Source organism: Nocardia coubleae NBRC 108252 (genome assembly GCF_001612805.1).
GTDB classification, from domain to species: Bacteria; Actinomycetota; Actinomycetes; order Mycobacteriales; family Mycobacteriaceae; genus Nocardia; species Nocardia coubleae.
Genome location: NZ_BDBD01000011.1, coordinates 996,550 through 1,019,222, shown reverse-complemented (window position 1 = coordinate 1,019,222; position 22,673 = coordinate 996,550). Strand labels below are relative to the sequence as shown.

General features: G+C 70.7%; 14 protein-coding genes. 6 read left to right on the top strand and 8 right to left on the bottom strand.

Translation table 11 applies throughout. The features are described from left to right. From NCO8_RS13765 to NCO8_RS13740, 6 genes are all read left to right on the top strand, one after another. Entirely contained in the window at positions 1–6,660 is a 6,660-nt protein-coding gene (locus NCO8_RS13765) for a type I polyketide synthase (RefSeq protein ID WP_067639505.1), read from the top strand. A gap of 266 nt (positions 6,661–6,926) precedes the next feature. Continuing rightward, complete coding sequence (locus NCO8_RS13760) at positions 6,927–9,242, top strand: hotdog family protein (protein ID WP_084457044.1); 2,316 nt, start codon at positions 6,927–6,929, stop codon at positions 9,240–9,242. Next, positions 9,242–10,810, top strand: coding sequence for a PfaD family polyunsaturated fatty acid/polyketide biosynthesis protein (locus tag NCO8_RS13755; RefSeq protein WP_067639503.1), 1,569 nt, complete (start codon positions 9,242–9,244; stop codon positions 10,808–10,810). The genes NCO8_RS13760 and NCO8_RS13755 overlap by 1 nt, the downstream gene beginning before the upstream one ends. Next, positions 10,807–12,501, top strand: a complete 1,695-nt coding sequence (gene accD, locus NCO8_RS13750; RefSeq protein WP_067639501.1) for an acetyl-CoA carboxylase, carboxyltransferase subunit beta — start codon at positions 10,807–10,809, stop codon at positions 12,499–12,501. The genes NCO8_RS13755 and accD overlap by 4 nt, the downstream gene beginning before the upstream one ends. Before the next feature lie 80 nt (positions 12,502–12,581). Continuing rightward, on the top strand, positions 12,582–13,118 hold the full coding sequence (locus NCO8_RS13745; RefSeq protein WP_067639499.1) for an acetyl-CoA carboxylase biotin carboxyl carrier protein: 537 nt from the start codon (positions 12,582–12,584) through the stop codon (positions 13,116–13,118). Further along, entirely contained in the window at positions 13,115–14,479 is a 1,365-nt protein-coding gene (locus NCO8_RS13740) for an acetyl-CoA carboxylase biotin carboxylase subunit (RefSeq protein WP_067639496.1), read from the top strand. Before NCO8_RS13745 ends, NCO8_RS13740 begins: the two co-directional genes overlap by 4 nt. A 381-nt stretch (positions 14,480–14,860) precedes the next feature. On the opposite strand, the gene NCO8_RS13735 is transcribed toward NCO8_RS13740, so the two are convergent. From NCO8_RS13735 to NCO8_RS13700, 8 genes are read right to left on the bottom strand one after another with little or no spacing between them, the layout of a single operon-like run. Beyond that, positions 14,861–15,673 carry a carbohydrate ABC transporter permease gene (locus NCO8_RS13735; RefSeq protein WP_067639494.1) on the bottom strand — a complete coding sequence of 271 codons (813 nt, stop codon included), beginning with the start codon at positions 15,671–15,673 and terminating at the stop codon, positions 14,861–14,863. Then, on the bottom strand, positions 15,663–16,616 hold the full coding sequence (locus tag NCO8_RS13730; RefSeq protein ID WP_174550325.1) for a carbohydrate ABC transporter permease: 954 nt from the start codon (positions 16,614–16,616) through the stop codon (positions 15,663–15,665). The genes NCO8_RS13735 and NCO8_RS13730 overlap by 11 nt, the downstream gene beginning before the upstream one ends. Before the next feature lies 1 nt (position 16,617). Then, on the bottom strand, positions 16,618–17,475 hold the full coding sequence (locus tag NCO8_RS13725; protein WP_174550324.1) for a metallophosphoesterase: 858 nt from the start codon (positions 17,473–17,475) through the stop codon (positions 16,618–16,620). Next, on the bottom strand, positions 17,475–18,842 hold the full coding sequence (locus tag NCO8_RS13720) for an ABC transporter substrate-binding protein (RefSeq protein WP_174550323.1): 1,368 nt from the start codon (positions 18,840–18,842) through the stop codon (positions 17,475–17,477). Before NCO8_RS13720 ends, NCO8_RS13725 begins: the two co-directional genes overlap by 1 nt. Before the next feature lie 31 nt (positions 18,843–18,873). Next, entirely contained in the window at positions 18,874–20,004 is a 1,131-nt protein-coding gene (locus NCO8_RS13715; protein WP_067639487.1) for an ABC transporter ATP-binding protein, read from the bottom strand. A gap of 8 nt (positions 20,005–20,012) precedes the next feature. Further along, on the bottom strand, positions 20,013–20,933 hold the full coding sequence (locus NCO8_RS13710) for an alpha/beta hydrolase family protein (protein ID WP_067639485.1): 921 nt from the start codon (positions 20,931–20,933) through the stop codon (positions 20,013–20,015). Beyond that, on the bottom strand, positions 20,930–21,454 hold the full coding sequence (locus NCO8_RS13705) for a YiiD C-terminal domain-containing protein (protein WP_067639483.1): 525 nt from the start codon (positions 21,452–21,454) through the stop codon (positions 20,930–20,932). Before NCO8_RS13705 ends, NCO8_RS13710 begins: the two co-directional genes overlap by 4 nt. A gap of 12 nt (positions 21,455–21,466) precedes the next feature. Beyond that, the gene (locus tag NCO8_RS13700) at positions 21,467–22,627 is read right to left on the bottom strand and encodes an acyl-CoA dehydrogenase family protein (RefSeq protein ID WP_067639481.1); all 1,161 of its coding nucleotides are present in this window, start codon (positions 22,625–22,627) and stop codon (positions 21,467–21,469) included. Positions 22,628–22,673: the final 46 nt, after the last annotated feature.

Below are 22,673 nucleotides of genomic sequence, written 5' to 3'. Positions count from 1 at the left end.
GTGACCGTCGAACGACGCCTGGCACGCGACCCGATCGCCATTGTCGGGATGTCGGGTCTGCTGCCCAAGGCACACACCCACCGCGAGTACTGGCAGAACATCATCGACGGCGTCGACTGCACCTCCGAGGTGCCCGCGTCGCGCTGGAGCCTGGACGACTACTACGACGCCGACCGCTCGGCGCCGGACAAGACCTATTCGCGCCGCGGCGCTTTCCTGCCCGATGTCGCGTTCGATCCGCTCGAGTTCGGGCTGCCGCCGAACCAGCTCGAGGTCACCAGCACCATGCAGACCCTGAGCCTCGGGGTTGCGCGTGACCTGCTGGCCGATGCCGGCGCGACCGGTTCGCAGTGGTACGACCCCGCGCGCACCGGCGTGGTGCTCGGCACCACCGGCCCGGTGCCGCTGATGCATCCGCTGGCCGCGCGCCTGTCGACGCCGGTGTTGGCGGAGGCGGGGCGGTCGATGGGGCTGTCCGAGAGCGACGTCAGCGAGATCTCGCGCCGGTTCGTCGCCGCGTTCGCGCCGTGGGAGGAGAACTCCTTCCCGGGCCTGCTCGCCAATGTGGTGGCGGGCCGGGTGGCGAACCGGCTCGGGCTCGGTGGCATGAACTGCACCGTCGACGCGGCCTGCGCGGCCTCGCTGGCCGCCATCCGCACCGCGATCGCCGAACTGCAGGACGGGCGCGCCGACATGATGATCACCGGCGGCGTCGACACCGAGAACTCGATCTTCATCTACCTGTGCTTCAGCAAGGTCGGCGCGCTTTCGCCGACCGGCCGGATCAGCCCGTTCTCCGCCGAGGCCGACGGCACCCTGCTCGGTGAGGGCATCACCATGCTGGCCCTGCGCCGCCTCGCCGACGCGCGCCGCGACGGTAACCGGATCTACGCGGTGATCCGCGGTCTCGGTTCCTCCAGCGACGGCCGCTCCAAGAGCATCTACGCGCCGCGCGCGGAGGGGCAGCGGGTGGCGCTGGACCGCGCCTACGCCGACGCGGAATGCTCACCCGCCGACGTCGAACTGATCGAGGCGCATGCCACCGGCACCGCCGTCGGTGACAAGACCGAGCTGACCGCGCTGAAAGGGCTGCTCGCCGAGTCGAGTTCGGAGACTGGGTTCGCGGCGCTCGGCAGCGTGAAGTCCCAGATCGGGCACACCAAGGGCGCCGCGGGCACGGCCGGGGTGATGAAGCTGGCGCTTGCCCTGCACCAGAAGGTGCTGCCCTCGACGATCAATGTCGACGCGCCCAACAGTGAGATCGACGCCGCCCGGACGCCCTTCTACGTGAACACCAGGACCCGCCCGTGGGTGCGTGACCCGCAGCGTCCGGTGCGCCGGGCGGCCGCCTCGGCGATGGGCTTCGGCGGCACCAACTTCCACATCGTGCTGGAGGAAGCCGACCAGACGCGCGGGCAGGTCCTGCACCGGGTGCCGCGTGCACACCTGTGGCACGCCCCCGATGTCGCCGCGCTGATCGACGTCGTGCGCAGTACCCCCGGCTCCGACGGTGGTGACATTCCGGCCGGGCACGCCAGGATCGGCTTCGTCTCGGTCGACGAGGACACCGCCGCGGACCTGCGGACGCTCGCGGTCGACGAACTGGTCCGCAATCCCGATGCCGCGCAGTGGGATCACCCCGAGGGCGTGTACTTCCGCGCAGCCGCCGTACCGAACCCGAAGGTCGGTGTGCTGTTCGCGGGGCAGGGCAGCCAATACGTGGACATGGGCCTGGACACCGTGCTGAACAATCCGCCCGTCGGGGCGGCGTTCGACGAGGCCAACGCCGCGTTCGTCGGCGCCGAGCAGCGACTGGGCGCAGTGGTGTTCCCGCCGCCCGCGTTCACCGAGCAGACCCGCGCCGAGCAGGAATCCGCCCTGCGGCGTACCGAATTCGCGCAGCCCGCCATCGGCGCGCTCGCGGCCGGGCAGTTCCGGGTGCTCACCGAATTCGGGCTGAGGGCCAACGGTTACCTCGGCCACAGCTTCGGTGAGCTGACCGCGCTGTGGGCCTCCGGCGCGATGAGCACCGAGGACTTCTTCGGTCTGGCCAGGGCGCGTGGCGCGGCGATGACGGTCGCCGACGACGCGGAGGCGGGCACGATGGTGGCCGTCAACGCGGCCCGCGACGAGGTCGCCGAGGTGATCGCCGATCTGGACGACGTGTGGATCTGCAATCACAACGCGCCCGACCAGATCGTGGTCGGTGGTGGACCCGACGGCATCGCCGCCTTCACCGCACGCAGCGCCGAGAAAGCCTGGGCTACCCGGGATCTGCCGGTGGCGGCTGCCTTCCACACCCCGTATGTGGCGCACGCGGTCACCGAATTCGGTGCCGCCGTCGAGGAAGTCGACATCGTCGAGCCCGATGCGCGGGTCTATGCCGACACCGCGGGCGCGTCCTACGGCGCCGATGTCGCCGCCAACCGGGCAACCCTGACCGAGCAGCTGAGCCGGCCGGTCGAGTTCGTCGACGCGCTGCGGGCCATGCACGCCGACGGCTGCACGATCTTCGTCGAGTGCGGTCCGAAACAGGTGCTGACCTCGCTGGTCCGCCGCACCCTCGGCGAGGACGTGATCGCCTTCGCCACCGATTCCGGACCCATCGGCAACGGAGACGTGGCGCTCAAGCGGGCGGCTGTCCGTCTCGCCGTCCTCGGTGTCGAGATGTCGGGTATCAATCGCTACGCCGCCCCCGCCACCGCGCCGACCACTCCGGCGGCCGACCGGATGACTGTGATCCTTTCAGCCCCCGAATACGTTCCCGCCGCCCGCCGCGCCGCCTACGCCGAAGCGTTGTCGGGCGACTACCGCATCCAGCTCGCGGACGATGCGGCACCACACTCCCTCGTCGGCCCTGAACCTGTGTCCGCACTTGTTGATTCACCCACCGCGTCCCCGCGGGGCGGCTCGACCCTGCCTGATGTTCCGGCGACTGTTCCTGGTTCGGCTGTGGCGGATTCGCACGCCGTGGTCGGCGGCCGGACCGGCGCGCCACCGCACCCGATCTCCGAATCACCTGCCGTATCCGAACTTTCGCACCGATCCTCGGTGCCCCCGCTCGTGGAGGAACAGCTCGTGACCATCCCCGTCGACCCGCTCGATACCGCACTCGTCCAGCATCTGGACACGCACCGGCAGTACCTCGACGGCCAGCTCGACCTGGCCCGCGGGCTGGCGGGCGCGCTGAATGCCGGTGCCATCGACGACCGCCTACTGCGCGCCATCGAAGCCGTGAAGGATCACGGAGTCGCCATCAGCGAGAGCCACTCGCGGGCAAGCGAAGTGCTCGGCCAGCTGGCCGAGATCGAAGGGGGAGCCGCCGGTTCGCACTCGGTGACCAGTTACCGGGCGGCCCCGCCCGCGGTGAACGCCCCCGCGCCGACCCAGGCCTTGACAGCGGCGCCCACACAGGCCCCGGCGAACGGCCACCTACCCGCGCCGGCCCCGCTGTCCAGCGGTACCGCCCCAACGAACACCGTGCCCGGATCGGTGACTCCCGCCGCAAGCGACACCGCCTACCCGACGGGTCATCAGGCCGGTCAGAACTTCACCGGTGCGAGCGACACCGCACCGCGGGCAGCCGGAACTGTACCGGTGGCCCAGGAGCGTGCAGCGACGTCGTCGGCAGCGGTCGCGCAGACAGCCGCTCGCACAGCCGGTTCCGACGTCCAGAACTCCGCCGGCGATACTGAGCCGGGGGCGCCGGGGGCGCAGGCGCTGAACGGCGAAGCGATCCGCGCGGCACTGCGGGAAGTGGTCGCCGACAAGACCGGCTATCCGGTCGAGATGATCGATCCGGCAATGGATCTGGAAGCCGATCTCGGTGTCGATTCGATCAAACGGGTGCAGGTGATCGGCGCTCTGCAGGAGCGATTCCCGTCGCTGCCGAGCCTCGGCCCCGAGCAGCTGGGTACGCTGCGCACCCTCGATCAGATCGCCGATCTGCTCGCCGCCGACGCGTCGACCGAGGCGACCAGCGGTCCTGTCGCGGCGGGTGCGGCGAGCGGCACGGCCGCGCCGTCCGGTGGTTCGGCGGCTAGGGACGAGATCGCCTCAGCCGATGCGGATCTCGCGCATTCTGCCGATGCCCTGCGGCAGGCGCTGCGGGAAGTGGTCGCCGACAAAACCGGGTACCCGGTCGAGATGGTCGATCCGGCAATGGATCTGGAAGCGGATCTGGGGGTCGATTCGATCAAACGGGTCCAGGTGATCGGCGCATTACAGGAACGGTTTCCGACCCTGCCGAGTCTCGGACCCGAACAACTCGGCACGCTCCGCTCGCTGGATCAGATCGTGGCTGAGCTGGCCGGGGGTGATGTCCACCCAAAAGCTGAGGCCGCGGCCGAAACGCCGCGGCATGTCGTCGAACTCGTCGAGCTCGCCCCGGTCGACCTCGCTGTCGAGCCGTATCGGCCCGCGGGTCGGGCGCTGGTGGTGTGCCTGGACGAGTCCGCCGAAACCGATGTGGAGGCGATCGAGGAAGCGCTGCGCGCGCTCAGCTGGACGGTGCGGCGGGTCGAACCCGGCGACGACACCGGTGCCGCCGACCTGTGCGTGGTCGTCGCGGGTGTCGCCACGGAGTGGGCGCAGGCCGAGCGGATCCTGACCGAGACGATCCTGGTCGCCGGCCGCGTGGTGCCCGCCCTGCGCGGCGCGACCGGACGCGCCGGGTTCGTGACGGTCACCCGGCTCGACGGTCATCTGGGCCTGCGCGGGGACGCCGACCCGGTCCACGCCTTGCTCGGCGGGCTCGGCGGCGTCGTGAAAACCCTTGCCGCCGAGGAACCCACACTGTTCTGCCGCGCGCTCGACATCGCGCCGGCGGCGACTCCGGCGCGGGTGGCGCAGATCGTGCTCGAGGAGCTGTGCGACGCCGCGATCGACACCGTCGAGGTCGGCGTCGACGCCTCGGGCCTGCGCCGCACACCGGTGCCGAGCAGGCACAAGCCCGCTGTCGTCACCGAGATAGTCAGTACCGCAGCGGGTTTCGGGCCGACGCTGCTCACCGAGGACGATCTGCTGCTGGTGACCGGCGGAGCCAGGGGAGTGACGGCGACCTGCGTCCTCGCCCTCGCCCGGCACAGCGCGGCGCGCTTCCTGCTGCTCGGCCGCACCACGCTCGGTGAAGAGCCCACCTGGGCGGCCGGTGTCCCCGACACCGACCTCAAGCCCGCCGCGGTGCGCGCGCTGGCGGGAACCGGCGCGCGGCCCAAGGACATCGAGCGGGCCTGCGGCGACGTCCGTGCCGTCCGTGAGATCCGCTCGACCCTGGCGACGCTCGGTGACCGCGCCGACTACCTGGCCGTCGACGCCACCGACGCGACGGCACTCGCCGAGGCCGTCGCGCCGTGGCGCGACCGGATCACCGGTGTCGTCCACGGCGCCGGGGTCCTGGCGGACTCGATGATCCCCGACAAGACCGCCGACTCGATCGCTCGCGTGTTGCGTCCGAAGCTCGGTGGTCTGGCCGCCGTCCTCGCCGCGGTGGGCGAGCCGAAGGATCTGGTTTTCTTCACCTCGGTGGCGGGTTTGTTCGGCAATGCGGGCCAGGCGGATTACGCCGCCGCCAACGAGGCGCTGTGCCGGTTCGCGGTGAGCTGGCGGCGCAGGCATCCCGGGCACCGCGTCACCGCGATCGACTGGGGCGCCTGGGACGGCGGCATGGTGACCGCCGACCTGCGCGAGCACTTCCGGGCGCGCGGCATCCCGCTGCTGGCCCCGGCCGCGGGCGCGGCCGCCTTCACCACCCAGTTCACCGAGGACCGCCGGCCCGAGCCGATCCTGCTGGTCGGCGCCGCCACCGCCCTGTCGACCGGCGAACACGTGCTCGCCACGGTGCGGGCCCGTCGCGACATCGCGGGCTTGGTCGACGAACCCGTGATCGAGGCACACCGCATCGGTGACCACATCGTGCTGCCCGCCACCTTCGGCCTCGGCGCGATGATCCACCTCGCCGAGCGAACCAGGCCGGGCCGCACCGTGGTCGGCGTCCGTGACTACCATGTGCTCAAGGGACTCGTCTTCGATCATCCGGTCACCGCGCTAGAGATCGAGCTCGTCCCGATCGACGACCTCGACGGCCGTACGGCGGTGCGCGCCACCGTCTTCGACGGCAAGCTCGCCCACTTCCGGGCGACCCTACTGCTGGCCGCGAATCCGGACGGCGGTGCCAGGCAAACGATTCCCGCCGGACCGGGCACCCCCGCGGACCGGATCTACCGGGACGCCATCCAGTTCCACGGTCCCGCGCTGCAGGGCCTGCGCGCGATCCGGGCCGAGAGCGACAGCGCGATCGTCCTGGACTGCCACCTGCCCACCGACCCCGTCGCCGCGGGCGCCTACGCGGGCCACCTGCACGACCCGGTCGCCGCCGACCTGATCCTGCAGGGCCCGCCCGTCCTCGGTCACCGACTGCTCGGCACGGCCTGCCTGCCCCTCGGCGTCGGCCGCATCGACTACCACCACCCGCTCCCGACCACCGAACCGTTCGTCCTGGTAGTCGACAATCCACGCGCGAGCAGGCTCGAAGCTCGCATCGACGCCACCGCACTGTCCACCGACGGCACAGTGCTGCAACGCTTCTCGGACGTCACCGTCCTCACGACGCCCGACCTGACGGACAAGTTCCAGACCTCGGTGAGGAAGTGGACCCGATGACAGCCCTCGACTTCGACGGCATCGCCTTCGACCCGACCGGCGCGCCCCCCGCCCAACCCGCCCTGACCGCGCCGCCGCACACCGCGCCACCCGCCCGACCAGCGCCCGACTCCGCACCCGCGCGGTCGGCGCCTGACTCCGCACCTGCCCGGTCGGCGCCTGACTCCGCACCCGCCCGGCCTGCGCCCGGATCCGCGAGCCGGACGACTGGCCACGCCTCAGCAGTGGAGCCAGCCGGGCACGCGATTGTGTCCGATGGGCGCGCAGTGGAATTCGCTCGGCAGACGCGGGATGGCGCCCAGTCCGCAGGGGAACGTGCCACACATGCGGGAGCGCCCGCGATCGCTGAGACGAGTGAGGGGAGCGCCGCCGCACCTCGAGCCGCCATCGCCCAACTCCGCACCGGCGTCGTCACCGCCCACCGCGCCGCCCTCGCCGCGCAAGTCGCCCTACAGCGTGCGCTGTGGACGCGGGCTGTGGGAACACCCCTGCTCAGCAACAGCGTTGGCGTCCGTGCGACGGACTCCATCGCCGTTCGGGGTCAACAGCGTGCGGCGGATTCCGCTGTGGTTCCCGCCGGTGAGGGGACATCGTTCGCGCTCCACGGTGTACCCGGTGGCGCAGCCGACGACGCAAGAATCTCCACCGCCGTTCTCGGCGGGCATCAGGCTCGGACATTCGGTGCCGCTGTCGAGTCACCCGCGAACGGCGAGGTGTCCGCAGGCGAAACGACCGAACGACTCGGCACCGGAATCGCGGCCCCCATCGCGGGCACACAACGGTCCGTGGCAGGGCCCGGCGTGGCAGTGCCAGGCCACCGTGGCACGGCACCGGTGGGCGTCACGGCACCGGTCGGCGATCGAGCATCCCGTGCGTCCGTCGTCGCCAGGGAGGGCGCGTTCAAGCCACTGGCTCGCACCACACGCACAGAGTTGGACCGCGCGGCCCTCGAGTCGCTCACCGCGGGCGCGATCGCAGAGGTGTTCGGGCCGGCCTACCGGCGCGACGGCGTCGAAGTCGCGGCCTGCTTGGCAGGCGGAGAACCGTTGGCGCTCAACGCGGTCGAAGCGATCGAGCTCTACGGCGGTACGGGTGACGGCCGGGTCGTCGCCCGGTACGACGGCGCGCCCGACGCCGCCGCCCGCCAGGCCGCCGAGGTGTTCGCGCTGTTCACCGGCATGCACCTGTGCCTGTCGGGGAGCACATTGACCGCGGCAACCGAGTCACTTCGAGCGCCGAGCTCCCCTGCGCGTCCCGTGGGCCAGAGGTACTCGACCGGTTCTGCTGTCGCCGGACGCGTCGCGGCCCACCGCACCTTGGAGCTCATCGTGAGCGCCCTGGATCTCGTATCCCGCCCGCACGTCACGGGCACGGTGAGCTTCTCCACAGGGGAGCCCGGTCTGTCCGTGGAGGTCACCGTCACCGAGGCACCCGGCGCGGGTGTCGGGCCCGGCGAGGCCGTTCCGAGTCTGCTGCTCAACGAATTCCACATGACCCACCTGGCCCGCGGCGACCAGGCGATCGCCATGGGCCCCGAGTTCGCGGAGTACACCGGGGTCCGCGCGACCCGACTGCCCACCGGCGGCCTGCTGCTGGTCGACCGGGTGCGCGAATTCGACGGTGCGCGAGGCACTCTCGACCACGCCACCTACACCACCGAGTACGACTCGCCCGCCGACTCCTGGTATTACGCCGACACCGCCAACGAATCCATGCCGCATTTCGTGTACATGGAGACCTCGCTGCAGGCGGCCCTGCTCATGGGCTACTACGCGGGACCGACGCTGACCCAACCAGGTACAACTCTCAGCCTGCGCAACCTCGGCGGCACGGCGACATTCCTGCGCCAGGTCGACCTGCGCGACCGCACCATCGAACAGTCCTCGCGGCTGCTGTCGACGACGATCCTGCCCGGCTCTTCCCTGCAGACCTTCGACTACACGCTCAGCGTCGACGGCGAGCCGTTCTACACCGGCGAGACCATGTTCGGCTACTTCAGCGACGAGGCCCTCGCCAACCAGACCGGGCTCGACGCCGGGCGCCCCGCACCGTCCTGGCTGGCCGAGAACCCCACCGCCGAGGTTCGGACGATCGACGTGGCCGGCCGCCGCGCCGACCCGACCGCGCCCCTGTGCTCGCGCCGCACCCTGGCCCTCATCGACCAGGTCGACGTGGTCGACGGCGGCGGGAAACACGGTGCGGGATACCTGCATTCGCTGCGGCCGATCGACCCGGCCGACTGGTTCTTCGCCCGCCACTTCCACCTCGACCCGGTCATCCCCGGCTCACTCGGCGTCGAATCGGTGATCCACGCCGTCCAGGAATGGCTGCTGGACGCGGGTCACGCCGCGGACATGGCCGACCCGGTGTTCCGCATCCCAGCCGACATTCCCTTCAGCTGGCGCTACCGCGGTCAGTTCCTGCCCACCGACGGCACCGTGGAACTCGAAGCCCACGTCAAGGCGCTGCATCGCGGACCACACGGGGTGACGGCGGTGGTGGACGGCTCGCTGTGGAAGCCGGGCCTGCGCATCTACGAAGTGACCGACCTGGCCGTCGAACTCGTCGATCGGAGAGCGTGATGACCACGATGCGCACCGTGGCGGTCGCCACCACCACCGAGGCAATCACGGCCCTGCTGCTCGATCTGGACTCGCCGGTCTGGATCGTCCGCGCCGACGGACAGGTCGGCGCCACCGCCGACCAGACCGTCGCCACGCGTGCCGAGGTACTCGCCGCGGTCGGGCCGCTCCCGCCGGAACGCCTCGGCGACAGCGCGTTCCGCACGGCACACGGTGTCCGCGCGGCCTACGCCGCGGGCGCGATGGCCAACGGCATCGCCTCGCCCGCCCTGGTGAAAGCCATGGCGCGGCACGGCTACCTGTCCGCCTACGGCGCCGCGGGCGTCGCGCCTGCCACGGTCGACGCGGCACTGGGCGAGCTCGCCGCCGACCTGGGCGCACAGCCATTCGCCTGCAACCTCATCCACAGCCCGAGCGAACCCGCCCTGGAACGTGCGATCGTCGACGCCTGCCTGCGGCACGGTGTCCGCTGCGTGGAGGCGTCCGCCTTCATGGACCTGACCGCCGAGGTCGTGCGCTATCGAGCCCTCGGCCTCCGCGTCGACCAGCGCGGCGACATCGAGATCGGGCACCGGGTGATCGCCAAGGTCTCCCGGGTCGAAGTCGCCGAACTGTTCCTGCGTCCGGCACCTGCCAGGTTGCTGCGCGAGCTCGTGGCGGCGGGCCGGATCACCGCCGAGCAGGCCCGCCTCGCCGAACAGGTGCCGATGGCCGACGACGTCACCGCCGAAGCCGACTCCGGCGGCCACACCGACCGCAGGCCGCTGACGGTGCTGCTGCCGGAGCTGATCGCGGCCCGGGATCGCCTGGCCGCCACGGTGCCCGGCGCCGACCGCGTCCGCATCGGCGCCGCCGGTGGACTCGGCACCCCCGACGCCGTCGCGGCCGCCTTCGGACTCGGCGCGGCCTACGTGGTGACCGGGTCGGTCAACCAGTCGGCCGTCGAGGCGGCGCAGTGCGGTGCCACCAAGACTCTGCTGGCGCGCGCCGAGTTCGCCGACTGCGCCATGTCGCCCTCCTCGGACATGTTCGAACTCGGCGTGCAGGTGCAGGTGCTGCGCCGGGGCACGATGTTCGCGGCCCGCGCGCAGAAGCTTTACGACACCTACCGCGCCTACCCGGGGCTCGACGCGCTGCCGACCGCGCTGCGCGCCGAGCTCGAAGCCACCCTGTTCCGCAGGCCGCTCGACGAGGTGTGGCAGGAGTGCGTCCGGTACTTCACCGAGCGCGACCCCGCCCAGCTGATCGGCGCGGAGCGGGACCCGAAAACCAAGATGGCGTTGGTGTTCCGCTGGTACCTGGGCCTCTCCTCGGGCTGGAGCATCCGCGGCGACACCGACCGGGTCACCGACTACCAGATCTGGTGCGGCCCCGCGATGGGCGCTTTCAACACCTGGACGGCCGGGACCCATCTCGCCGCCCCGGAGAACCGCGCCGTCGCCGAGATCGCAGGCCAGCTCCTGTTCGGCGCCGCCTACCTCACCCGCGTCGCCCAGCTGCGCACCGCGGGTGTGCGGCTGCCCGCCGCCTGCGCCCGTTACATCCCACGCCCGCTGGAGGACCGATGACCGTCGTCGACACCACCGCGACCACCGGCACGGCCTGGATGCTGTGCCCGGCCTGCGACACGATGATCTACCGCAAACGCTACGAGCGGGCGAGCCGGGTGTGCCCCGAATGCGACGCCCACGGCATGCTCACCGCCGACCAGCGCGTCGACCAGCTCCTCGACGCGGATTCGGCCAGTCCGATCGCGACCGCGGCGACCGTCACCGACCCGCTCGGGTTCACCGACACCCGCGCCTACCCCGAACGGATCAGGCAGGCGCGCGAGAGCACCGAGCTGTCCGACGCGATCCGCTGCGTGCGCGGCACCGTCGACGGCACACCGATCGTGCTGGCGGTCATGGATTTCCGCTTCCTCGGCGGCAGTCTCGGCAGTGCCGTCGGCGAGGCGGTGACCGCGGCGGCGGAAGCGGCACTGGCCGACCGGGCGCCGCTGGTGCTCGTGACCGCCTCCGGCGGGGCGCGGATGCAGGAGGGCATCGTCGCGCTCATGCAGATGGCCAAGACCAGCCGGGCGCTGCGCCGCCTCGACGACGCGGGCGTGCTGACCGTCTCGATCATCACCGACCCGACCTACGGCGGTGTCGCGGCGTCGTTCGCCACCGCCACCGACATCATCGTCGCCGAACCCGGTGCGCGACTTGGCTTCGCGGGCCCGCGGGTGATTCAGCAGACCATCGGCCAGACCCTGCCCGAGGGTTTCCAGACCGCGGAATTCCTGCTCGAGCACGGCATCGTCGACATGATCTGCCACCGTTGGGCGCTGCGCAGCCGGCTCGCCCGCCTGGTCGCGACAACCGATCCGCCACCGCGCCGCACCGACCCCGGTGACGCCGACGCCGTGATCACCGACCCCGCCGCCCTCACCGTCGGCGAATCCTGGGATCGCGTGCGCGCGGCCCGCAGGCTCGGCAGGCCGACCACCCTGGACTATCTCGCCGGTGCCTTCGACGATTTCGTCGAACTGCACGGCGACCGCATGTCGACCGACTGCCCCGCCATGATCGCGGGCCTTGCCCGCCTCGACGGCCTGCCGGTCGTGGTCCTCGGCACCCAGAAGGGCCACACCGGGCCCGAACTCACCGAACGCAACTACGGAATGCCCACCCCCGCGGGCTATCGCAAGGCCGTCCGGGTGCTGCGCCTGGCCGCCAAGCTCGGCAGGCCCGTCGTCACGCTGGTGGACACGGCGGGCGCCTATCCCGGCATCGAGGCCGAGAAACAGGGTCAGGCGGTGGCCATCGCCGAATCACTGAAACTGCTGGCCGGACTGCCCGTGCCGGTGGTCACCGTGATCACCGGGGAAGGTGGCAGCGGCGGCGCGCTCGCGCTCGCCTTGGCCGATCGGGTCCTGGTGTGCGAGAACGCGATCTACTCGGTGATCAGCCCCGAGGGCTGCGCGGCCATCCTGTGGAAGGACCCGGCCGCCGCGCCCCGTGCCGCCGCCGCCCTGCGGGTGGACGCGGCCGCGCTGCTCGAGCTCGGCATCGCCGACGCGGTCGTCCCCGAACCGGCCGGTGGCGCCGACCGCGATCCCGTCGGCGCGGCGGCGCTGCTGCGGCGGGCGGTGCGCCGAGCCGTCCACGAGCTGGCGTCCTGCCCGAGCGCCGACCTGATTGCCCAGCGGCACAATCGTTTCCGCGCCTACGGCCTGGCCCGCGACCTCCCGGAGACCTCGTGGTCGGCTTCCTGATCCGCCATCCGTTGACCGCTTTGCGACAGAGCTTGTGGAGCACCGACCAACCCGCACACCAAGATTCAGGAGCAGAATCGATGACCGAGTCCGTGACCAACGACCCTCCCGTGCGGGCCGTGAGCCCGACCGAAGCGGACCACAGCCTCGCGGTGCTCAGCCGCCACGCCATGACGGTGGGCGCCACCGGGTCCGCACCGACCTCGGTGACGGTCGCCAACGGTCCGGTGTCTCTGCGGATCACCTGGGGAGAGCGACCCGTGGCGGCCGCCGCCGAGGGCGATTCGGCGGGACAGCTGGTTCTCGTCCCGACCGAACCCGCCGATGGGGTCACAGCCCGGGTGGACAGGGCCGCCGACAACGGTGCCGCATCGACCTTCCCGCTCACCGCCGAGACCGTCGGCGTGTTCTATCGAGCGCCGGAACCCGGTGCCGCGCCGTTCGTCGCCGTGGGCGACCCCGTCCGCGCCGGCCAGCAGGTGGGCATCATCGAGGCGATGAAGCTGATGATCCCGGTCACCGCGACCCGCGAGGGTGTGGTGGTGGAAATCCTCGTCGACAACGGTGACGCCGTGGAGCACGGCCAGGCCCTGATCGTGTTCGAGGCGCTGCGATGACCCGCCCCTTCGGCAAGGTCCTGATCGCCAACCGCGGGGAGATCGCGGTACGAGTCATCCGTACCTGCCGCGAGCTGGGCATCGCCACCGTGGCGGTGCACTCGGCCGCGGACCGTGACTCCGCGGCGGTGCGCCTGGCCGACGAACACGTCCAGATCGGTCCGGCCCCGGCCAAACGCAGCTACCTCTCGATCCCCGCGATCATCGAGGCGGCCCGCGCCACCGGCGCCGACGCGATCCATCCCGGCTACGGATTCCTCTCGGAGGACCCGGATTTCGCCGAGGTGTGTCAGGCGGAGGGCTTCGTGTTCGTCGGCGCACCGTCGACGGTCATGGCCCGGCTCGGTGACAAATCGACCGCCCGTGCGCTGATGGCCGACGCGGGCCTGCCCCTGCTGCCCGGCAGCCGCGACGCCATCGACAATCCCGACGCGGCGCGCGCCCTGGCCGACGAGATCGGCTACCCGGTGATCATCAAAGCCGTCGCCGGCGGTGGTGGCCGTGGGATGCGGGTCGTGCGCGACGGCGACGAGTTCGCCACGGCCTGGCAGCACACCAGGGCCGCGGCCGCCGCCGTGTTCGGCGACGGCAGGCTCTATGTCGAGCGCTACCTGGAATCAGCCAGGCACGTGGAGGTGCAGATCCTCGCCGACACCCATGGCACCGTCCGTCACCTGGGTCTGCGTGACTGTTCGCTGCAGCGCAGGCATCAGAAGCTGGTCGAGGAATCGCCGGCGCCGGGCCTGTCGCCCGAACTCGCCGAACGCATCGCCGCCGCGGCCGTCCGCGGCTGCGAGGCAGCCGGTTACGTCGGCGCGGGCACGGTGGAGTTCCTGCTCGCATCCGACGGCCGGTTCTACTTCATGGAGGTCAACTGCCGCCTCCAGGTCGAGCACCCCGTCACCGAGATGGTCACCGGCGTCGACCTGGTCGCGGAGCAGCTACGCATCGCCGCGGGCGAGCCACTGACCCTCGGCGAGCGCGTGCCGCACGGTGTAGCCATCGAATGCCGCCTCAATGCCGAAGACCCGGAACGAGCGTTCGCGCCCGCCCCCGGCACGCTCGTCGAGTGCGCACTCCCCGCCGGTCCCTTCGTCCGAGTGGACACCCATGTGGCGCAGGGCTATGCCATTCCGCCACATTACGATTCGCTGCTCGCCAAGGTCATCGTCTGGGCGCCGGATCGGCCGACGGCCATCGCCCGCATGCGCCGCGCGCTCGCCGAGACCACGATCGCCGGCCCCGGCGTGGCCACCACCACCGACTTCCTCCACGACATCCTCGACCACCCCGCCTTCCGGTCCGCCACCCACGACACGGCCCTCATCGGCGCCCTGAACGCCCCGGCCGCCGTGCACTGAGCATCGCCACGCACCGGCCGGACGGGTCTGACCCAACCGGCCGTGTGCACTGCCCGTCCATCCGACTGAATCGACTCCGGCTCAGAGATTCTCCGGTGCGGGCTGGAGCGCGCGTCATGACCAGGTCGTCGCTGGCGCTAGGGTTTCCAGCGCGATGCCGACCTGCTGCTTTCGGGCAGTTCCGGCTGGTCTGGGCGGACGTCGTTCAGGCTTTGCCCGGGGAAGTCAGGATCGGAGACGAACCTGAGCCGCGCATACTTCTGATACCCCGCGCGCGGCGAGCCGCCGCCATGGCTGCCCTTGCTGGAGGAGCCAGGCAGCGGCCGCAGCGCCACGGCACAGTTCGAATCCCACCAGGCCATTGTGGGTGACGCCCTGACCTCACTTGAGACCCGAGCGGACGAAAGCGTTCACGATGTGGCGCTGTAACACCAGGTAGAGCAGCAGGACCGGTAGGCAGGCGAGGCTGGCGAGGGCCATCATGGGGCCCCACTGGTCGCCTTCGGTGCCCATGAAGCTGCGCAGGCCCAACTGGAGGACGTCGTTGGACTGGCGCAGCACCACGGCGGGCCAGAAGTATTCGTTCCAGGCGTTGATGAACAGCAGGATGCCGAGGGCGGCCAGCGCGGGGCGCAGGTTGGGGACGACCACGGTCCACAGGATGGCCCAGGAGGAGCGGCCGTCCATTTTCGCGGCCGCGATGAGTTCCTTCGGGAATGCCGACATGTGCTGGCGCAACAGCAGCACGCCCAGCGCCGAGCACAGGGTCGGCAGCACACAGCCGATGAGCGTGTTGATCAGGCCCAGCTCGTTGAGCAGGATGTAGTTGGGCAACATGGTCACCTGGAACGGCACCAGCCAGACACCGACGAACGCCAGGTACATCAGCCGCTGGAGCGGAAAGGTGTACATGGCGAACGCGTACGAGGCGAGCAGCGCGATGAGCAGCTGCCCGGCCGCGGACAGGACCGCCACGAAGAACGTATTGGCGATCAGGCCCGCGACATCCACCTTCTGCGCCGCGTCGAGGTAGTTGTCGATCGACAGCGGCCACGGCAACGGCGCGAGGGAGGTGACGTCTTCCGGCCGGCGCAGTGCCGTGGCGAACAGCCAGTAGATGGGAAATACGCACAGCAGCGCCGTGCCGGCGAGCAGCAGGTGGCTGCCCGCCGCGCGCAGACGGTCAATCATCATGGACGGCAACCTTTTCCGATATCCAGACCAGCACCGCGGCCAGCGCGCCGAAGCCGACGAACAACAGCACACCCGCCGCGGCGCTGAGCCCGGCGTCGAAGCTGTGGAACGCGTAGTCCCAGAGCAGGTAGTAGATGTTGGTCGTGGCCTGCGACGGACCGCCCTGGGTCATCGAGTCGATCAGCGGGAAGGACAGGGTGGGACTGAGCAGCACGGTGGTGAGCACCAGGAACAACAGGGTGGGGGAGAGCAGGGGCAGCGTGATCCAGCGCCGGATCTGCCCCGGTGTCGCCCCGTCGACCCGCGCGGCTTCGCTGTAGTCGCCGCTGATCCCGGCCAGTCCGGCCCAGACCACCAGCGTCGCGAAACCGAGCAGCTGCCACCCCGTGATCGCGATGATCACCGCCTGCGCGGTCGAGGCGTCGTAGACCCAGTTGTGGCCGGTGCCGAGCAGCTGGTCGACGAATCCGGTGCCCGGATGCAGCAGCCACCGCCACACCGCCGCCGCGGCGACCGGCGCGACGAGGAACGGCGCGAACACCAGCGCCTGATAGACGGTCCTGGCCCGGCCGTGCACGCGCCTGCTCGCCAGCGCGATGAGCACCGGCAACAGCACCGTGAACGGCAGCAACCCAAGGATCAGGGTCGCGGTGCGGCCGAGGGAACCCCAGAACGCCGGAAGATCCAGCAGCCGTTCGTAATTGGCGGTGCCGACCGGTTTCATCGGCGCGGTCGGCAGCAGATTCCACGAATACGTGGACAGCTCGACCGCCTGGGCCAGCGGCTGATAGGTCCACACGACCAACAGGACGAGAGCGGGCGCGAGATACAGGTAGGGCGCGACGAGGCGGGTCAGCGCGCGGCGGGTGAACCGGCGCGGACCCGGCGCGGCGGTGTTCGGCACCGCCTGCGCCGGGTCCTGCCGGTCGTCGATGACGAACATGTCACCGCGTCCGGGCGGCGATCGCCGCCAATTGCTCGAGCACCTCGGCCTCGGGCCGGTCGTAGACCGCGGCCGCCGGGGTGGCCTCGATGGCCGTCGCGAGCATCGTGTCGCCGACGAGATCGATGCGGCTGTACCCGAATCCGGCCAGCCCACGGTGCCTGCCCACCGGCGCCATCGGATCGATCCGGTACGACAGCGCCGGACCGATCCACACCGGGATCCCCGCCACCGCCGCCGCGGCGGTCAGGTGATTGTGCCCGCACAGGATCATCCGCACGTCGGAGCCCGCGAGCACGTCGGCCAGCCGTTCGGCGTCCTCGAGTTTGAGGAAGTCGGTGGTGGCCATCGGCGAGGGAATCGGCGGGTGGTGCAGCACGAGCAGGGTGCCGCGCGGCGCGGGCACGCGCAGCCGCTCGGTGAGCCAGGCCAGCTGCTCGAGTTCGAGCCTGCCCTCGTGTCGCAGCGGTGTCGTGCTGTCGAGCGCGATGACGCGCAGGCCCGCGATCTCGACGCACGAATCGTGCGGAAGGGCCGGATCCACCGAACCGGGGGCCAGGTCGAGCAGTTGCTCGCCGAAGCCGACCCGCTCGTCGTGATTGCCCATCACATAGACGATCTCGGCCCCGAGCTCGGCCGCGACCGGCTCCACCGCCGCACGCAACCGCCGGTACGCCTCGGGTGACCCGTTGTCGGACAGGTCACCCGAGAGCACCAGAGCATCCACGTGCTGCCCGGCCGCGCGCAGCTGGGTGAGCACCCGCGCGAGGTTGGCGTCGGTGTCGACGACACCGTGGACGAGCTCACCGGCCGGACGCAGGTGGGTGTCGGTGAGCTGGACGATGGTCAGATCACTCATCATGCCGCCGGGATGAGCTTGGCGCCCTCGGCCTGCGCCGCGGTCAGGGTCGCTTGCGGATCCTTGCCCTGGAAGACGATCGCCTCGACCGCGTCCATCATGCCGTCACGCATCTGCAGATAGTTGTTGCCGGGCATGGAGACCCACGGCTCCATGGTGGCGAGCTGGGCGACGTTCGGTTTCAGCAGCGGGTTCTTCGCGGCCCAGTCCTTCAGGCCGTCGGGATCTTCGAGCAGACCGGTGCGCAGCGGCAGGTAGCCGATGTTCTGCGCGATCTTGATGTAGGACTCCTCGCTGGTGAGGAACTTGATCAGTTCCCACGAGGCCCGCTGCTTGGCTGGATCGTTGGACAGGATGTGCAGGCCCGCACCGGAATTGGTCGGCACGGTCGGCTTGTCGCCGAACGCGGGCATCGCCGCCGAACGCAGATCCCACTTGTCCTTGGCGCCGGTGACGAAGGTGCCCTGGATGGCGCTGGTCTCGAGGATCATGCCGATCTCGCCGCGCGCGAACGCCTCGTAACCCTGCTTCTGGTTGAGCTTGGGCATGCTGCCCGAGTTCACCAGGTTCTGCGCCATCTGCGTCACCTCGACCACGGGTGCGTCGGCGTAGGTGAGGGTGCGCCGGTCCTCGGAGATGACCCGGCCGCCGTTGGAACGCACCAGCGACTGGAAGCACCAGTCCTTGGCGGTCTTGGTCAGGCAGTCGATGTACACCCCGCCCTTGCCGGTGCGGTCGGCGATCTGCGCGGCCGTGGTGGCGACCTCGGCCCAGGTGGCCGGTGGCTTTGCCGGATCGAGCCCGGCCTCGGTGAACAGCGAGGCGTTGAAATACAGCACCGGGGTGGAGAACACGAACGGCACGCCGTAGGTGTGGCCGTTCCAGTCGTCGAGAACGCGGGCGCGCGGCGCGTAGGCGTGGCGGCCGTCGAAGTTGCGGTCCACCTCCTGCTTGCCGACGAGGGTGTCGAGCGGCTTGGCCTGCAGCTGGTTGATGGTGAAGTCCAGGTCGGAGAAGCCGAGCTGGGCGACATCGGGCGGGGTGCCCGCGACCATCTGGTTCTGGATGCTGGAGATGGTGTCGGTGGCCGGGTTCGGGCTGTTGCCCTGCGGCTTCTGCGCGGTCACCTTGATATTGGGGTACTTCTTGCCGAAGTCGGCGATCAGCGCGTTGAACGTATCGGTCCAGGCACCGGCGAGACCGTAGTTGTAGGACTCGAAGGTGATCGAGACCTGCTGGTCGGGCTTCAGCTCCGGGATCTGCGCGGTCGAAGTGGTGTCCGAGGACACGGTGCCGCCCAGACCGCAGCCGCTCAGGGCGACGGCGGTGGTGAACACCACGCCCAAGATGGGCAGGGTGCGTTTCATGGTGGTTCTCCTCATCGAGTGGTGCGGGAAATCAGGGGACGGGCACGGCCGCCGCGTCCACGGCCTTCGGCGAATCCGGTTGCGGCGCACGCCAGGTCAGCCGCAAGCCGGTGTCGGGGTCGAACAGGTGGATGTCGGCGTGATCCACGCGCAGGGTGATGTTCTCGCCCGCGGCGACCCCGGCCGGGCGCGCGGCACGCACGCACAGGCTGGTCGCGCCCGCGTCGAGATGCACCAGCTCCTCGCTGCCGAGGTTCTCGACCATGCGCACCGTCCCGCGGACGTCGTTGGCCGCGGGATCGATGCGCAGGCGCTCAGGGCGAATGCCCGCGATCACCGGGGTGGCGGCGTCGAGATCGTCGGTGATGGCGAGGGCGGCGTCGACGCCGTCGGCGGTCACCCGCAGCGCGCCCTCGGCCGCAGTGACGACGGCGGGGAACAGGTTCATAGGCGGCGCACCGAGGAACCCGGCGACGAAGGTCGAGCGGGGCTGGTCGTAGAGCTCGGCGGGCGTGCCGCACTGCTCGACCCGGCCCTCGTTGAGCAGCGCGATGCGCGAGGCCATCGTCATCGCCTCCACCTGGTCGTGGGTGACGTAGAGGAACGTCGCCCCCAACCGCTGGTGCAGCGCGATCAGTTCCGCGCGCGTCGCGCTGCGCAGTTTGGCGTCGAGGTTCGACAGCGGCTCGTCCATCAGGAACGCGCCCGGATCGCGAACCATGGCCCGCGCCAACGCGACTCGCTGCCGCTGACCACCGGAGAGCGCCACCGGGCGCCGGTCCAGCAGCGCCGACAACTCCAAAGTGGCCGACACCTCCGCCACCCGCTCGGCGATCTCCGCGCGCGGCCTGCGCCGGGCCCGCAGCGGGAAGCCGATGTTCTTGGCCACCGACAGGTGCGGGTAGAGCGCGTAGCTCTGGAACACCATCGCCAGGTCGCGTCGTTGCGGCGCGGCGTCGGTGACGTCGGTGCCGCCCACCAGGATCCGGCCCTCGCTCGGTTCCTCCAGTCCGGCGATCATCCGCAGCAGGGTGGATTTGCCGCAGCCGCTGGGGCCGAGCAGCACCATGAATTCGCCGTCGGCGATGTCGAGGCTCACCTCGCGCACCGCGTAGTCGGTGTCGAACTTCTTCGACACCGCTTGGATCTGCAGTCGTGCCACGTCTCTCCTCAGGCCGGCGCGGAGCCGGTGGTGATCCAGCGCGACACCTGGGTCGCGATCGCGGGCGAATCCTTCAACCAGGCGAAGTGATCGCGGTGCTCGACCGCGGAGTCCGCGTCGATGTGCCACTGGGTGACCTGTGCGGCGGGCATGCGCGACACCAGGAAGTCGACATTGGACTTCGGGCCGAGCACGTCCTCGGACAGCGAGATCGCGAGCACCGGCAACGTCATCTCCGCCAGCAGCGAGTTGTACCGACGGGTGGTGCCGCGCGGACGGTAGTAGCTGGTCAGCGAGTGGATCGACCAGTCGACCATCACCCCGCCCGGCATCGGCGCCGGGATAAGCACCCCACCCGGCCAGTGCCCTTTGACGCGGGCGACCAGACCGATCCACTGGATCTGACTCAGCGCCTCGAACCAGCGGCGCGGACCGAACGCCCACCAGAACACGGTGCCGGTGCCGATCACGGTCACCCCGGCGACCCGCTCGGGTTCGGCGGCGGCGAACAGCAGGGCCAGCTGGCCACCCAGGCTGTGCCCGAACAGGTGCAGCGGCGCCTGCGGGAAGTGCTCCTCGATCGCGGAAACGATGGCGGGCAGGTCTATTTCGAGCATCTCGCGGTACCCGAAATCGGTGTGCTCGCCGAGCGCGGGCTCGGCCTCGCCGTGCGCGCGCAGATCGACGGTGGCCACCGAAAGCCCGGTGGCGTGCAGCGCCTTGGCCAGCGACTGGTAGTTGCGGGCCTTCATCGCCATCGCGGGCAGGATCAGCACCACCGGGGCGGTGGGGTCCGCGGCGGCCAGCCGGCGCACGGTGAACCGCACGCCGTCGACGGTCTCGACTGTGCTGGTGTCAGGCGAGGTCGCGGGCCCGTCCGCCACCCGTCCGCCCCCGGTCGCGGAATCGCTGGGCGTTGCGGAATTCATTGGTCGTCCGTTCCGGCGATGCGGACATCGCACACGTAGTCGAAGGTGAATTCGGCGGTGAGCACGTCGTTGTCGTCGAGCAGTTCGGCGCGGCCGGAAAGGCCGAAACGGCTCGACGCGGTGGCGGCCAGGATCATGGCCAGCTCCGCGGCTTCGACGGTGGCGACCGCACGGATGCGGCCACGCGCCGGCTTCCGGTAGGCGGCGGTGCCGCCGCGCAGGACCAGCCGGTCGATGGTGTGCAGGCGGTGCGCGGCCGCACCGACGAACGCCGCGGCGCCCGCGATGTCGGCGGCGGTGAACAGTGCGCCCGCGTGGACGGTGCCCATGTGGTTGCACATCACCGGTTCGGCGGGGATCTCCACCACCGAACGCGTGGCCGAGATCTCGGTGATCACGGTGCCGACGTGCGCGCCGAACGGCACAAGCGCCTGCGAGGCGTCGCGCAGATAGCCGAAGTCGACGGCATCGGGGTCGAGGGCGGGGTAAGCGGCGCCGAATCCGGCGATGCTGCGGGTCATTACGTCGTCCTCTCAGCGCGGCCCGCGCAGGACGCGTCGCGCGATCGACCAGCGCAACACCTCCGACGGACCCTCGTAGATGCGGAAAGCCCTGGCCTCCACCAGGAATCGGGCCACCAGGTAGTCCTCGCAGACGCCGAGCCCGCCGTGCAGCTGCACCGCGCGGTCGAGCACCCGCCATACCGCCTCGGAGACGAAGGTCTTGGTGATCGAGGCCTCGTGCCTGGCCTGCCCGGAGGTGGCGCCGTGCTCGTCGATCGTGGCGGCGGTGGCGCGGATCAGGCTGCGCGCGGCGGCGATGTCGATCTCGTTGTCGGCGATCAGGCCCTGGGCCATGCCGTGGTCGGCGATCGGGACCCCGAACGACTGCCTGCCGGTGATGTGCTCGGCGGCCAGCTGCTGGGCGCGTACCGCCAGACCGAGCCAGTTCATGCAGAACACCAGCCGCGACGGCGCCAACCGCGCCTGCGCCAGGTCCAGGCCGCCGCCGACGGTGCCGAGGATCGCGGACTCCTCGACCTCGCAATCGACGAACTCGACCTCGCAGTGTCCGCCCGGGGCGCTGGTGTGATCCAGCGTCGGCATCCGCCGTCCCACCCGCAGGCCGGGATTGTCCTGGTCGACCAGGAACATCGTCGGACCGTCCGTGGTCGCGGCGACACAGATGGTGAACGCGGCGCCCTGCGCGCCGGTGGTGAAGTGTTTGCGGCCGTTGATGACCCAGCCGGTGTCGGTCTCCTCGGCCACGGTCGCCAGCATCCGCGGATCGGAACCCGCGCCGGGGGCAGGCTCGGTCATGGCGATGGCCGAGCGCACCTCGCCGGAGGCCAGTGGGGCCAGATACCGCTGCTGCTGTTCGGGGTTGGCCACCGCGGCCAGCAGGTGGATGTTGCCGTCGTCGGGAGCCCAGGCGTTGACCGCCAGCGGGCCGAGCAGGCTCGCGCCCGCCGCCTCGAGCACCTCGGCCTGCGCCCTCGTGTCGAGGCCGAGGCCGCCGTAGGCGGGATCGGACAGGGGACCGAAGACACCGGCTTCCTTGGCCTTCTTTTGCAAATCGAGGCGCAGGGCGTCGTCGGTGACCCGGCCACCGACCACGACCTCGCGTTCCACCGGAATGACGTGATCTCGAACGAACTGCCTGGTCCTGTCGACCAGTTCCGACACGGGAGTCATGCCGCCAGTTTCGGGCGGCGGGCAGGTCGGAGGCCGGGGCGATAGT